Here is a 13677-nt window from a genome sequence, read left to right as displayed (position 1 = left end):
CCATTGCCGCGGCCCTGCCGCACTCCCTCGGCAGTCCCGCCGCAGCCGCCCCGGCGGGCGCCCCTGTTCGCCTTCGGCGCCGGACGGCCCAGGGCATCCCCGGGTCGGGCGACCCCAGTTCAGACAGCCCCTCAGGGGGCAAAAGTTTGCCCAAAAAGTCGATCAATCGGGCCGAACGCCGACGAACTCCCCCTGGGGACCGCACGCACCGGCGTACCGTACTGCGCGGGCCGCGGGGGGCGCGGAGCGTCACAGGACGGCAACAGACACCGGATTCCCGCAGCCTGGCCGACCGAACCCGGCGTGTTCAGAGTCGTCGGAGGACGGCGACCTTGGTGGCTGCTGCGACGACATGACATGCTAACGGCGGAATATTCATCAATTGCCTGATTTGACCGGTTCGGCTGCGGACCGCCTCACCACCGGTCTCGGCACCCAGGGGAGACCATGACCAGCATCTCGCGCAGGACGGTGCTCAGTGCGACCGCCGCGACCGCGGCCCTCGGCGCGGTCACGGCCTGCTCCAGCGGCGGATCCGGTTCGGGCAAGGGCGCTGCCGCTCCCGGCTCGGGAGACGGCGCGGGTGCCGCCAAGGGCGGCGCCACCGGCGACCCGACCCAGCTGGTCGTACCCAAGGGCACCCCGATCGGCGACGGCTCCAACGCGGACACCGGCCCCCAGCCGAACCAGCCCAAGCCCGAGAAGCTCAAGCCCGGCGAGCGGCCGCCGCAGTTCGTGGTGTTCTCCTGGGACGGTGCGGGCGGCACCGACGACGGCCAGTTCCCGCGCTTCCTGAAGCTCGCGGAGCAGTACAAGGCCACGATGACCTTCTTCCTCTCCGGGATCTACGCCCTGCCCAAGGGCAAGGCCGACCTCTACCACCCGCCCAAGCACTCGGTCGGCGCGTCCGACATCCCGTACCTGTCGGACGGCGCGGTCAAGAGCACGCTCAAGCTCATCAGCCAGGCCTGGCTGGCCGGACACGAGATAGGCACCCACTTCAACGGGCACTTCTGCTCCAGCCGTCCGGACAAGAACGGGGTCAACATGTGGACCCCGGAGGACTGGCAGAGCGAGATCGACCAGGCCATCGGCTTCGTCACCCAGTGGCGGACCAACACCGGCTTCACCGACGTCGACCCGCTCCCCTTCGACTACAAGAAGGAGCTCATCGGCGGCCGCACCCCGTGCCTGGAGGGCCAGAAGGCGCTGCTGCCGACCATCGCCAAGCTCGGCTGGAAGTACGACGCCAGTTCCTCGGGCGGCCTCCAGATCTGGCCGCAGAAGGTGCAGGACGGCAAGGTGTGGGACTTCCCGCTGCAGTCCATCCCGTTCCCCGGGCACACCTTCCAGGTGCTGTCGATGGACTACAACATCCTGGCCAACCAGTCCAACGGCAGCACCAAGGGCGATCCGGCCAAGTACAACGACTGGCGCACCCAGGCCGCGAACGCCTACCTGGCGGGCTTCGACCGCGCCTACAACAGCAACCGGGCCCCGTTCTTCATCGGCAACCACTTCGAGCAGTGGAACGGCGGCATCTACATGGACGCCGTCGAGGAAGCGCTCAAGTCCATCGCCGGCAAGCCGGAGGTCCGCCTGGTCTCCTTCAAGCAACTGGTCGAGTGGCTGGAGGTGCAGGACCAGTCCACCCTGCGCAAGCTGCGCTCGCTCAACGTCGGCCAGGCGCCGGCGGGCGGCTGGGAGACCTTCCTCGGCACGGCCGGCTGACCCGCCGGACGCAGGGGCACGGCGCCGCGCGGGCGGACGCGCGAGCCGGGCGCGGTGAGCCGGGCGCGGTGAGCCGGGCGCGGTGAGCCGGGCGCTGTACTGGCGGGACGGCACCGGGGGAGCCGTACGGGCGGGCGCGGTACGGCCGGCGGGTGTTCGCACCCCGCCGACCACCGTCGTTCCGGATCCGGGTCCGGGGCTACCCCGCGGCGGGGGCGTCCCCCAGCAGGCTGCGGACGATGCGGTCGGCCCCGCGCTCGCCGAAGAGGATCGAGTAGTGGTTGGAGTCCGGCACCGGCGAGGTGGGCACCCGTTCCGGGTCCGGCCCGGCCAGCGAGATCCGCTGGTGGTCGTAGAGGCCCTGCGGCTCGTCGAGCAGGCCGCGCTCCGCCCAGAGCAGTTCGGCCGGGCAGGGCAGTCGGTGCACGGCGGCGGCCGCCTCCTCGTCCAGGAGGACTTGGGCGCCGTCCGTCCGCACGGCCTCCGGCACGCAGGAGGAGCGCAGTTCGGGCGCCGCGCCGACGAGATCGCGCTGGGTGTAGGCGTCGATCCCCTCGGACCAGGCGGGGCCGAAGGCCGGGTGCCGGCGCCAGAACTCCCGGTAGGCGTCCCGGTCCGGGAAGGTCATGGACAGCCTGGCCAGTGCGGGGCCGAGCACGGCGGCCAGGGCGTCCTCCGCGCGGAGGCCTTCGGGCAGTGGGAAGGTCACCGCCCCGTCCACCAGCAGCACCCGGCGGACGAGTTCGGGGTGCCGGACGGCGACGAGTGCGGTGACCCAGGCCCCCATGGAGTGGCCGACGACCACGGCCGGCCCCGCGTCCAGCGCGGTGATCAGCGCGGCGACGTCGTCGGCGTGCCGGGCCAGCCCGTACGGCCCGGCGACCGAGCGGCTGGCGCCGCGGCCCCGCAGGTCGGGCGCGAGCAGGGTGACCCGCCCGGCGAGCCGACGGGCGACCTCGTACCAGGCGAGGCCGTTGGCGGTGATGCCGTGCACCGCCACGACCGTCGGCGCCCCCGGCTCCTCGGCGGGCCAGCGCAGGACGGCCAGGTCCCCGCCGGGCACGGGGACGGTCAACTCCTCGGGCTTCAGGGGCGACTGGCTCACGCGGGGGTACCTCCGGTGGGACGGGGGGTGCGGACTCGACCCGGCGGGCTGACCGCAGGGGTTGATCGCGCGGCGCGGATGCGGGCAGGCAGTCTAGCCAGTCCGCCGGGCAGCAGGTAGACCACCGCGACGAACAACACTCCCAGCAGGAAGAGGGGTTGGGAGAGTGGGGCGCGCAGCACCGGGGGCAGGTCCGCGACGGCTGCCGAGTTGGCGAGGTCGCCGAGCCGGTGGCTCGCCCAGGTGTACAGGACACCCCCGAGCAGCGGCCCCCAGCGGGTGCCGGATCCCCCGAGGACGACCATGACCAGGAGCGCGAGCGTGGTGTCCGAGCCGGCGGCCTGCGGGGTGGCGCCGCCGGTCAGCAACAGGTAGACCACCCCGCCCAGCCCGGCGAGCGCGCCGGCCAGCACGAAGGCGACCACCTTGTAGCCGTAGGGCCGCAGTCCGAGCACCTCGACCCGGCGCTCGTTCTCCTTGATGCCCTCCCAGACCCGGCCGATCGGCGAGTGGAGCCCCCGCACTGACCGAACCGACGCCGGACCGCCCGCGCCCCGCCCGTCCCACCGCCCCGCCCGAGCCCCGCCCGTCCCACCGGACCGCTCGTCCCCGCCCGCCGCGCAGTCCCGCGCCCCGCCGTCCTGCCGTCCTGCCGTCCTGCCGTCCCGCCGTTCCGGCCAGCCGACCGGCGCCGGGCCGGCGCGGCTCCGAAGCCGAACGGCCCCGCGCACCGGACCGCCCCCGTACGCCGAACCACCCGGCGCGCCGAACCGCGCCGTCGCGCAGACGAGTCGGCGCCGAATTCATCGCCTTAGCAGCAATGTCCGCCGGATTGGCCGGGAATCGTGGCATCTTCATGCTCACGCGGTGATCGTCGCCCCGACTGGTTGCGATCACCGGTGTGCTCAGGGAGAGTTGAGCGATCCTGGGGATCCCGCGCGACCGGAGGGGAAGCCAGCAAGCGCACGACGGGTCCCGTATTCGAGGCCGCCGTACGGGCGCACAACTGAACCGGTCGCACACGCTGGAGGTGCCGGACACCGGATCTGCCGTACAGCCCGGAAAGGCGCGAAACTCCGGGGGGAGCAGCCATGACCACGCCGTTCTCACGACGCTCTCGACGACAGGGCGTCGGAACGGCCCGCGGGCGAGGTGCCGGGCGACTCGACGGGACCGCTCTGAGCGAGTTACCCGTGCCCGAAGCGCCCTACGATTACGGCCATTTCAGCCGACTGGCCGGTCCGGCGCACGAGCCGGACGAGGACGACGACCTCGGCGGCGGGGTCTACCGCCCCGAGCCGGCCGTCCACCACGGCGGCCCCGCGGCCCCGCCCGGCCCGCCGGGCGCCGCCCCCTACCGGGTCCGCTACCGCAGCCTGCTGCGCCGCGAGCCGCACCGGATCCGCGCCGCCCTGCTGCTGTCGGCCGCCCCCGTGGTGGAGGTGGTGCTGCTGGTCTGGCTGCTGTTGCCGGAGCACTGGCCGGAGCGGCTGGACGAGACCGACCCCCTGGTACTGCTGGGCGACAAGGTGATGATCGGGATCATCGCCGTGGTCGAGCTGTTCCGGCTGGTCAACGTGGTCTCCAACACCCACGCCACCCTGGTCGCCCGCGATCCGATACCCGTGACACCGGAGCCGGGCACCCGGGTCGCCTTCCTCACCACCTGCGTGCCGGGCAAGGAGCCGCCGGAGATGGTCCGGGCCACGCTGGTGGCGGCCCACGCGGTGCGGCACGAAGGACCGTACGACGTCTGGCTGTTGGACGAGGGAAACGATCCTGCCATGCGGGCGCTCTGCACCGAGCTCGGTGTCCGCCACTTCACCCGGGCCGGCCGGCCGCACTGGAACCGCCCCGAGGGCCGCTTCCGCGCCAGGAGCAAGCACGGCAACTACAACGCCTGGCTGCAGGCCCACGGCGACGACTACGACTTCTGGGTGTCCGTCGACACCGACCACGCGCCGCTGCCCGACTTCTGCGAGCGGATGCTCGGCTACTTCCGCGACCCCGACGTGGCATTCGTGGTCGGGCCGCAGGTGTACGGGAACTACCGCAGCTCCGGCTCGGCCGTCACCGCATTCTCCGAGAGCCAGCAGTACCTCTTCCACGCCCTCATCCAGCGCGCCGGAAACCGTTACGGCGCGCCCATGTTCGTCGGCACCAACAACGCCGTCAGAATCCGCGCGCTCCAGTCCATCGGCGGTCTGTACGACTCCATCACCGAGGACATGGCGACCGGGCTGGAGTTCCACCGGAGCCGAAACCCGGAGACCGGAGAACGCTGGAAGTCCGTGTACACCCCGGACGTGCTCGCGGTCGGCGAAGGCCCGTCCTCCTGGACGGACTTCTTCTCCCAGCAACTGCGCTGGAGCCGCGGCACCTACGAGACCCTGTTCACCCGGTACTGGCGGGTGTGCTGGCAGCTCTCGCCGGGCCGACTGCTCAACTACTCGCTGATGGTGGGCTTCTACCCGATGGCCGCGCTCACCTGGCTGCTCGGCGGCGTGTCCAGCGTGCTCTACCTGGGCTTCGGCGCCTCGGGGGTCCACGTCTCCTCCGAGATCTGGATGATGCTCTACAGCGACGCCGCGGCGCTCCAACTCCTGCTCTACACCTGGAACCGCAAGCACAACGTGAGCCCGCACGAGCCGGCCGGCTCCTCCGGGGTGGCCGGAATGGCGATGTCGGCGCTCTGCGGCCCGGTCTACGCGGCCTCGCTGCTGCAGGCGCTGGTGCGGCGCCGCAGCCGCTTCGAGGTGACCCCGAAGGGCCGCTCGGCCAGCAGCGACCGCCTCGCCACCTTCCGCTACCACCTGTTCTGGACGCTGGTCTTCGGCGGCGCCCTCGTCGCCTCCCGCTTCACCGGCTACGACCACGTCGCGATGCGCACCTGGGCCTGGATCGCCCTGGCGCTGACCCTGCTGCCGCTCCTGATCACGGCCGGCGACGCCGTCCGCCGGCGCCTGGCCCGGCCCACCGCGACGCTCACCGTCACCGGCGGCCGGTCGGCGGCCCCGAAGGTCGTCCTGGACAAGCAGCGCCCCCGCCACGCCCGCGACCCCCGGGCCCCGCAGCCGGTACGAGCGGGCCGGCCCGCACCCGACCGGGCCGGAAGCGGCACCCCCGTCCACTGAGGGAGCAACCACCGTGAGGATCCACAAGACCGGCCGCACCAAGCGCTTCGCCCTCGGCAGCACCGTCGCCCTGGCCGTGGCCGGGATGAACGCGCCGGCCGTCCTCGGCTTCGCGGCCCAGCAGTACCACGACTACGTGATCAACCGCCCCGAGTACAAGGCGCGGTACGGCCACTGGCAGACCCTGACGCTGCCCGCCGAGTTCCGGGTCAACGCCGTCCACGCCACGCTGCTGCGCACCGGCAAGGTCCTGATCGTGGCCGGCTCCGGCAACGACGAGAAGCAGTTCGACGCGGGCACCTTCAAGAGCCTGCTCTGGGACCCGGCCACCGACACCTACAAGCGGATACCCACCCCGGCCGACATGTTCTGCGGCGGCCACGCCTCGCTGCCGGACGGCCGGGTCCTGGTGGCCGGCGGCACCCAGCGGTACGAGAAGCTGGCCGGCGCGGTGAAGAAGGCGGCCGGCGTCATGCGGGTACGCAACGAGAGCCCGGACCGCGACCGGACCCTCCCGAAGGGCACCGTCTTCGTCTCCCCGAACGGCCGGGAGTACGCCAGCACCGTCCCGGTGACCGTCCCCGCCGCGACGAAGACCGGCGCCGGTCGGCAGACCGTCGTCACGGCCGGCGAGCAGCACGTGTTCGTGGAGGCGGTCGGCACCGGCGCCGACTACGTCGTCGGCTCCCCCGCCCAGTACCGGATCAAGGGCCTGGGCGGCGCCGACGCCCACAACGTGTACGGGCAGAGCGACAAGCTGACCCTGGACAAGCAGGAGTACCAGGGCATCCGCTCCGCCTTCGAGTTCAACCCGGACACGGAGCTCTACGAGCCGGTGACCGACATGGCGCACGCCCGCTGGTACCCGACGCTGACCGGGCTCGGCGACGGCCGGGTGGTCACCGTCTCCGGGCTGGACGACACCGGGGAGATCCTCAACGGCAACGACAACGAGATCTACGACCCCCGGACCAAGACCTGGGCCAAGGCGCCCGCGCGCTACTTCCCGACCTACCCGTCGATCTTCCTGACGGCCTCCGGGAAGCTCTTCTACTCCGGCTCCAACGCCGGCTACGGCCCCGCCGACAAGGGCCGCGAGCCCGGCCTGTGGGACCTCTCGGACAACGGCTTCCAGCCCGTCCCCGGCCTGCGCGACCCCGGCCTGACCGAGACCTCCTCCTCGGTGCTGCTGCCGCCCGCGCAGGCCCAGAAGGTGATGGTGCTCGGCGGCGGGGGCGTCGGGGAGTCCCCGCTGTCCACGGCCCGCACCGACATCGCCGACCTGACCTCCGCCAAGCCCTCGTTCACCCCGGGCCCGGACCTGCCGGCCGGCGGCACCCGCTACCTCAACAGCGTGATCCTCCCGGACGACACCGTCCTCACCACCGGGGGCTCCAGCGGCTACCGGGGCCGCGGCGAGAGCGACCTCCTCAAGGCGCAGGTGTACCACCCGGACTCCAACAGCTTCACCACCGCCGCCGAACCGACCGTCGGCCGCGACTACCACTCGGAGGCACTGCTGCTGCCGGACGGCCGGGTCGCCGTGCTCGGCTCCAACCCGCTCTTCGCCGACAAGGCCGAGACCCAGCCCGGCGGCTTCGAGCAGCGGATCGAGCTCTACACCCCGCCCTACCTGTACCGCGGCGACCGTCCGCAGGTGAGCGCCGCCCCGGCGGCGGCGAAGCTCGGCGGCACCGTCCGCGTCGGCACCTCCCGGCCGGAGGCGGTCGCCACCGCCAAGCTGATCCGGCCGAGCTCGGTGACCCACGTGACGGACGTCGAACAGCGTTCGGTCGCCCTGGACATCACCGGGCGGACGGCGGACGGGGTCGCGCTCACCCTTCCCGGCAACCCCGACCTGCTGCCGCCGGGCTGGTACATGCTGTTCCTGACGGACGCCGCCGGCACCCCGTCGGTCGCCCGCTGGATCCAGGTCACCGGCTAGCAGCCGGGCGGCTCCGGGCGCCCCACGGGAGCCGGCCGGAGCAGCGGGGCGGCACCGGTGGGCTCAGCGTGCCGCCCGGGCCAGCCCCAGCGCGTACGGCAGCCAGAACTCGCCCGCCCGGGGCTCGCCGCGGCCGCAGTCGCCGTCCGACTCCCCCGGGTTCTTGATCCACAGGTAGGCGTCCACCCCGGGCCGGCCGGTGTCGGCGGTCGGCCGCTCGCCGAGCGCGCGTCCCGGCGGGTTGCACCAGGAATCACCGCCCAGTGCGCCGTTCCCGCTGCGGCTGGTGTCGATCACGAAGTGCTTCCCGCCGAGCGCGGCGGAGAGCCGGGCACCGTACGCGGCGTTCCGGTCGGCGTCGTAGAAGTTGGCGACGTTCAGCGCGAAGCCGTCCGCGGCGGCGATGCCCGACGTGCGCAGCGCCGCGGCCAGTTCCTCCGGATCCTGCGCCCAGCCGGGGTTGCCCGCGTCCAGGTACACCCGGACGTTCGGACGCTTCTTCAACTCCTGGACGGCGAAGGCCAGCAGACCGTAGCGCTCGGCAGCCAGATCGCCCTTGATGCCGCAGTTGTCCAGGGTGTGCGGCACCGCGTCCGGCTCCAGCACCACCCAGGCCTGCCGGTCGGCGAGCGCCTGCGCGACCCCGGTGATCCAGGACCGGTAGGCGGCGGCGTCGGGCGCGCCCCCGGCCGAGTACTGGCCGCAGTCACGGTGGGGGATGTCGTACGCGACGAAGACCGCCGTCCGGCCCGCCTCGGCGGCCCGGCGGCTCACCTGCTCGGCGATCTCCGGGGCGCCCTGCTCGCCGAGCCACTGCGAGGAGGGCTGGGAGGCGATCCGCAGCAGGGTGTCGGCCTCCGCCGTCCGGCCCTGGCCGCGCAGCGCGGTGACCTGCCGGGCGGCATTGGTCTGGTCGGAGACGTAGAAGACCTGTCCGGGCAACTGGGCGAGACCCCCGGGGCCGGCCGCACCCGCCGTGCGGGTCGCGGTGGCGGCGGTAGTGCCGGCGGCGGTGGCGGCAGTCGTCGAGGAGGCGGAGCCGGTGCCCGACCCGCCGCCGTCCGCGCCGCTGCAGCCGGAGACGGCCACCAGCACGCCGGCCAGCGCCGCGCCCACGGCCCAGCGCGAGGCCCTCCCCCACCGAAACGTCCTCGCCCGCTCCAGCCCGTGCACGTGCCGCCCCTCCCGGGACCGGTCCGGCGACCGGTCGCCACCAGCTAAGCACACCCCGCGACGCCCCACGGCCACCGGCGGTGAACGACAAGTGGCCGTGGGCGAACGGGAGATCGACCCCGCCCGGCTCACGGCCACCCCGAACCCGCGCCCCGCCGGGGGCGGCCGCTCAGTCCTGCTTCAGGTTCGGCACCCGCCAGTCGATCGGCTCCCCGCCGAAGCCTTCCAGCGCGGCGTTGATCTGCGAGAACGGACGGCTGCCGAAGAACAGCTTGGCGGACAGCGGCGACGGGTGCGCCCCCTGCACCACCACGTGCTTCTCGGTGTCGATCAGCGGCAGCTTCTTCTTCGCGTAGTTGCCCCACAGCACGAAGACCACCGGCTCCTCGCGCTCGCTCACCGCCTTGATCACCGCGTCGGTGAACTTCTCCCAGCCCTTCGCCTTGTGCGAGTTGGCCTCGTGCGCGCGGACCGTGAGCACCGCGTTGAGCAGCAGCACGCCCTGCTCCGCCCAGTGCATCAGGTAGCCGTTGTCCGGGGCCGGGACGCCGAGGTCGGCGTTCAGTTCCTTGAAGATGTTGCGCAGCGACGGCGGCGTCTTGGTGCCGGGCAGCACCGAGAAGCTCATGCCGTGCGCCTGGCCGTTGTCGTGGTACGGGTCCTGGCCGAGCACGAGCACCCGGACCTTGTCGTACGGAGTGGCCTCCAGCGCGGCGAACTCCTGGCCACTCGGCGGGAACACCTCGTGCTCCGCGCGCTGAGCCGCCACGAAGGCCGCCAGCTCGGCGAAGTACGGCTTCTCCGTCTCGGCGCCCAGCACCCCGCGCCAGGACTCGGGCAGCTCCAGCCCGCCGCCCGCGCCGGCCTCGACCACGCCCGCCTCGACCGTGTCCGTCACGACATCCACCTCTCACACTGCGGCTGCTGCGCCGCACGCCCTCTTCCACACCGAACGCTACACAGCCCCACCGACAACTCACTCCCCAGGAGCGGACGCAGGCGGGACCGCGGGCCGGGAAGCGGGAACGGACGCAGGCGGGACCGCGGGCCGGGAAGCGGGAGCGGCACGGGCGGCGCGGACGGCGCGTTCGACCCGGAGGTGTTCCAGTCCGTTGAGCGCCACCAGCAGCACCGCCAGCGTGCCCAGCACCACCAGCGCCGGGAGCCGCACCATCGCGGGCAGCAGCGCGAGCACCACCACCGCCGCGGCGATCCGGGTCGTCGCGACCTGGCGGAACATCATCCAGCGCGTGTACCCGAAGGTCAGCAGGTACAGCCCGCATCCGCCGTAGAGCAGCGTCACCGATCCCGGGCCGAGCGCCCGCCACGGGTCCGCGACCGTCTCCCCGAAGCCGACCGCCACCCCGATCACCCCGGCGACCAGTGCCAGGTGCCCGTACTGGAAGATCCGCCGGACCATGTCCCGGCGCGAGTCGGTGACCACCACCGCGTGCCGCATCGCGTCCGCCGCGTACACGAAGTACTGCCACCAGAGGCCCGCCGAGATGGTGAACGCCACCGCCACGGCGGCGAGTTCGGCTGCGTCCAGGCGGGCGGAGGCGGCCGTGCCGCCGATCCCGACGATCGACTCGCCGAGCGCGACCAGCAGGAACAGCGCGAACCGCTCCGGCATGTGCGCCGGGTGGTAGGCGACCTTCGCGAGCCGCCGCCGGAACACCAGCGGCGCGGCCAGGTCGCAGAGCGCGGCCGTCGCCCACAGTGCGAGGCGCGGCCCGTCCGGGAGCAGCCCGCCCAGCACCAGCAGCGGCCCGCTGACCAGCACGCCCACCCCGTACGGTCCGCGCCACACACCCGGGACCCGGGCCAGCAGGAGCAGCAGCACCACCCGGGCCAGCCAGTACGCTCCGCCGAGCAGCACGCCCCGCCGGCCGTAGGCCCCGGGGATCGCGAGCGCCATGAACAGGCCGGTCAGGCCGACCAGCAGGATGCCCAGGCGGTCCCGCGGGTTGTCCACGTCCCGGATGTTGGCCTGCACGGTGGTGCCGACCCAGCACCAGTACACCGGCACGAACACCACCAGCGCCCGGACCAGCCCGATCGCGTCGTGCTGGTGGTGCAGCAGGCCGGAGACCTGGGTGATCGCGAAGACGAAGACCAGGTCGAAGTAGAGCTCCGCCCAGGTGACCCGCTTCTCCTCCTCGCCCGTCGACTCCGTCCCGCTCGGTTCCGTCCCGCCCGGTTCCGTCCCGCTCGGTTCCGACCCCGGCTCGGCCCCGCCGGACCGCGCCCCTCTCGGAACCGTCCCTCGCGGATCCGCCCCTCGCGACTCCGTCCCCGGCTCCGCCGGTTCCCCCGCCGTACCCATCCGCGCCCGCCTCCCCCGCCCACCGCACCGGAACGTACGAAGCGGGCCCCGCCCCGGCGAACGGCCGGAACGGGGCCCGCGACAGCACCGCCGAGGCTAGACCAGCTCGACCAGCTCCGCGATCGACTTGACCACGCGGGTCGGCCGGTACGGGAAGCGCTCCACGTCGGTGGCGGAGGTCAGGCCGGTGAGCACCAGGATGGTCTCCATGCCGGCCTCCATGCCCGCGACGATGTCGGTGTCCATCCGGTCGCCGATCATCACGGCGGTCTCGGAGTGGGCGCCTGCGGTGTTCAGCGCCTCGCGCATCATCAGCGGGTTGGGCTTGCCGACGAAGTACGGTTCGACGCCGGTCGCCTTGGTGATCAGGGCCGCGACCGAGCCGGTGGCCGGCAGCACGCCCTCGGGGGAGGGGCCGGTCTCGTCCGGGTTGGTGCAGATGAACCGGGCGCCCTGGTTGATCAGGCGGATCGCCTTGGTGAGTGCCTCGAAGGAGTAGGTGCGGGTCTCGCCGAGGACCACGTAGTCGGGGTTGTTGTCGGTCAGGACGTAGCCGGCCTGGTACAGCGCGGTGGTGAGCCCGGCCTCGCCGATCACGTAGGCGGTGCCGTTGGGGCGCTGGCTCTTGAGGAACTTCGCGGTGGCCAGGGCGGAGGTCCAGATGCACTCCTCCGGCACCTCCAGCCCCATCCCGGCCAGGCGCGCGCTGAGGTCGCGCGGGGTGTAGATCGAGTTGTTGGTGAGGACCAGGAAGGGCTTGCCGGACTCCCGCAGCCTGCGCAGGAACTCCTCCGCGCCGGGGATCGGCGTGCCCTCGTGGATGAGGACCCCGTCCATGTCGGTCAGCCAGGACTCAATGGGCTTGCGGTCTGCCACGTGCGTGTCTCCCGGAGTGTTGCAGCGTCTTGGGTCATGCGAGGGCCCTGACGCGGCACAGCCTAATCCGCACACCTGGCCGACGGCAGCACGTCCCGCCCACCGGAACGCCCGGAACGCCCACGCACCGGGCTACCCGTCGCCGCACCGCACCGACCCGTCCGCCCTCGCCCCGGGCCGACCCGCCCTCGCCCGGGCCGACCCGCCACCACCCCGGCCGCCGGCCGGGCGCCCACGCCGCGAACCGGGAGCAACCGGGCGCCTCGTGATTGAGTAGGCCGCATGAACCCGCAGACCTCCCGCCCCCTCCCCGACCGGCCGCTCCCCGACCGGCCGCTGCGCGTCGGCCTGATCGGCTACGGCCTGGCCGGCTCCGCCTTCCACGCGCCGCTGATCGCCACCACGCCGGGGCTGCGGCTGGACGCCGTGGTCACCGCCAACCCCGAGCGCCGCGAGCAGCTGGCCCGCGAACACCCCGGTGCCCGGGCCGTGGACACCCCCGAGCAACTGCTCGCCGACCCGGACGCGCTCGACCTGGTCGTCATCGCCTCGCCCAACCGCACCCACGTCCCGCTCGCCCGCGCCGCCCTGCGGGCCGGGCTGCCCACGGTGGTCGACAAGCCGCTGGCCGCCACCGCCGCCGAGGCGCAGGAGCTGTGCGGGCTCGCCGAGGAGCGGGGCGTCCTGCTCTCCGTCTTCCAGAACCGGCGCTGGGACGGCGACTTCCTCACCGCCTCCCGCCTGGTGCGCGGCGGCGCCCTCGGCCGGGTGCACCGCTTCGAGTCCCGTTTCGAGCGCTTCCGGCCCAAGCCGAAGGCGGGCTGGCGCGAGCTGGCCGACCCGGCCGAGGTCGGCGGCACGCTGTACGACCTGGGCAGCCACCTGGTCGACCAGGCGCTCACCCTGTTCGGGCCGGTCGAGACGGTGTACGCGGAGATCGACGTGCGGCGCGACGGCGCGGTCGTCGACGACGACGCCTTCATCGCCCTCACCCACGCCTCCGGCACCCGCTCGCACCTGTGGACCAGCGCCATCACCCCCCTGATCGGCCCCCGGCTGCGGGTCCTCGGCGACGCCGCCGGCTACGTCAAGACCGGAATGGACCCGCAGGAGGCCGACCTGCGGGCGGGCCTGCGCCCCGACGGCACCCGCCCGTGGGGTGCCGACGATCCCTCGTACTACGGCACCGTCGGCACCGACGAGTCCGCGATCTCCCTCCCGACCGACCCGGGGGACTACCCCGCCTACTACGCGGGCATCGTCGCCGCGCTGACCGTGCCGGGCACCCCGCCCCCGGTCGACCCGCGCGACGCGGTGGCCACCCTCACCGTCCTGGAGGCCGCCCGCACCTCGGCCGCTACCGGAGCGACGGTGCGCCTGGCCTGAC

At 73.2% G+C, this 13677-nt stretch carries 9 protein-coding genes and 1 pseudogene; 4 read left to right on the top strand and 6 right to left on the bottom strand.

What is annotated here, in order from left to right:
- The first annotated feature begins 447 nt into the window (after positions 1 to 447).
- The gene (locus tag ACZ6Y7_RS25440; RefSeq protein WP_465760231.1) at positions 448 to 1731 is read left to right on the top strand and encodes a polysaccharide deacetylase family protein; all 1284 of its coding nucleotides are present in this window, start codon (positions 448 to 450) and stop codon (positions 1729 to 1731) included.
- A 199-nt stretch (positions 1732 to 1930) separates the two neighbouring features.
- Here the strand turns inward: ACZ6Y7_RS25440 and ACZ6Y7_RS25435 are convergent, their stop codons facing one another.
- Together ACZ6Y7_RS25435 and ACZ6Y7_RS25430 are read right to left on the bottom strand one after the other, a co-directional pair.
- Positions 1931 to 2836 carry an alpha/beta fold hydrolase gene (locus ACZ6Y7_RS25435; RefSeq protein ID WP_465760230.1) on the bottom strand — a complete coding sequence of 302 codons (906 nt, stop codon included), beginning with the start codon at positions 2834 to 2836 and terminating at the stop codon, positions 1931 to 1933.
- Positions 2833 to 3351, bottom strand: a pseudogene (locus tag ACZ6Y7_RS25430) (ABC transporter permease subunit); the annotation flags it as partial. The pseudogene ACZ6Y7_RS25430 and the gene ACZ6Y7_RS25435, both read right to left, overlap by 4 nt.
- A 576-nt stretch (positions 3352 to 3927) precedes the next feature.
- Here ACZ6Y7_RS25430 and ACZ6Y7_RS25425 point away from each other — a divergent pair.
- Positions 3928 to 5970, top strand: a complete 2043-nt coding sequence (locus ACZ6Y7_RS25425) for a glycosyltransferase family 2 protein (protein WP_465760229.1) — start codon at positions 3928 to 3930, stop codon at positions 5968 to 5970.
- Between the two features lie 13 nt (positions 5971 to 5983).
- Positions 5984 to 7915, top strand: coding sequence for a radical copper oxidase GlxA (gene glxA / locus ACZ6Y7_RS25420; protein WP_465760228.1), 1932 nt, complete (start codon positions 5984 to 5986; stop codon positions 7913 to 7915).
- A gap of 63 nt (positions 7916 to 7978) precedes the next feature.
- Here the strand turns inward: glxA and ACZ6Y7_RS25415 are convergent, their stop codons facing one another.
- From ACZ6Y7_RS25415 to ACZ6Y7_RS25400, 4 genes are all read right to left on the bottom strand, one after another.
- Positions 7979 to 9088 (bottom strand): glycoside hydrolase family 6 protein, encoded by a 1110-nt coding sequence (locus tag ACZ6Y7_RS25415; protein ID WP_465760227.1) that lies wholly within the window; start codon positions 9086 to 9088, stop codon positions 7979 to 7981.
- A gap of 169 nt (positions 9089 to 9257) precedes the next feature.
- Positions 9258 to 9986, bottom strand: coding sequence for a uracil-DNA glycosylase (locus ACZ6Y7_RS25410; RefSeq protein ID WP_465760226.1), 729 nt, complete (start codon positions 9984 to 9986; stop codon positions 9258 to 9260).
- Positions 9987 to 10064: 78 nt separating this feature from the next.
- Positions 10065 to 11414, bottom strand: coding sequence for a low temperature requirement protein A (locus tag ACZ6Y7_RS25405; RefSeq protein ID WP_465760225.1), 1350 nt, complete (start codon positions 11412 to 11414; stop codon positions 10065 to 10067).
- A 96-nt stretch (positions 11415 to 11510) separates the two neighbouring features.
- A complete protein-coding gene (locus tag ACZ6Y7_RS25400; RefSeq protein ID WP_465760224.1) occupies positions 11511 to 12290 on the bottom strand; it encodes an HAD-IIA family hydrolase in 780 nt (259 codons plus the stop codon).
- Positions 12291 to 12572: 282 nt separating this feature from the next.
- On the opposite strand from ACZ6Y7_RS25400, the gene ACZ6Y7_RS25395 reads away from it, so the two are divergent.
- Positions 12573 to 13676: a Gfo/Idh/MocA family oxidoreductase gene (locus ACZ6Y7_RS25395; protein WP_465760223.1), complete on the top strand. Its 1104-nt coding sequence runs from the start codon at positions 12573 to 12575 to the stop codon at positions 13674 to 13676.
- Position 13677: the final 1 nt, after the last annotated feature.

The sequence above is a fragment of the Kitasatospora sp. NPDC053308 genome (assembly GCF_055585785.1).
The sequence above is the reverse complement of the archived record's forward strand: the minus strand, read 5'-3'. Positions and strand labels throughout refer to the sequence as shown.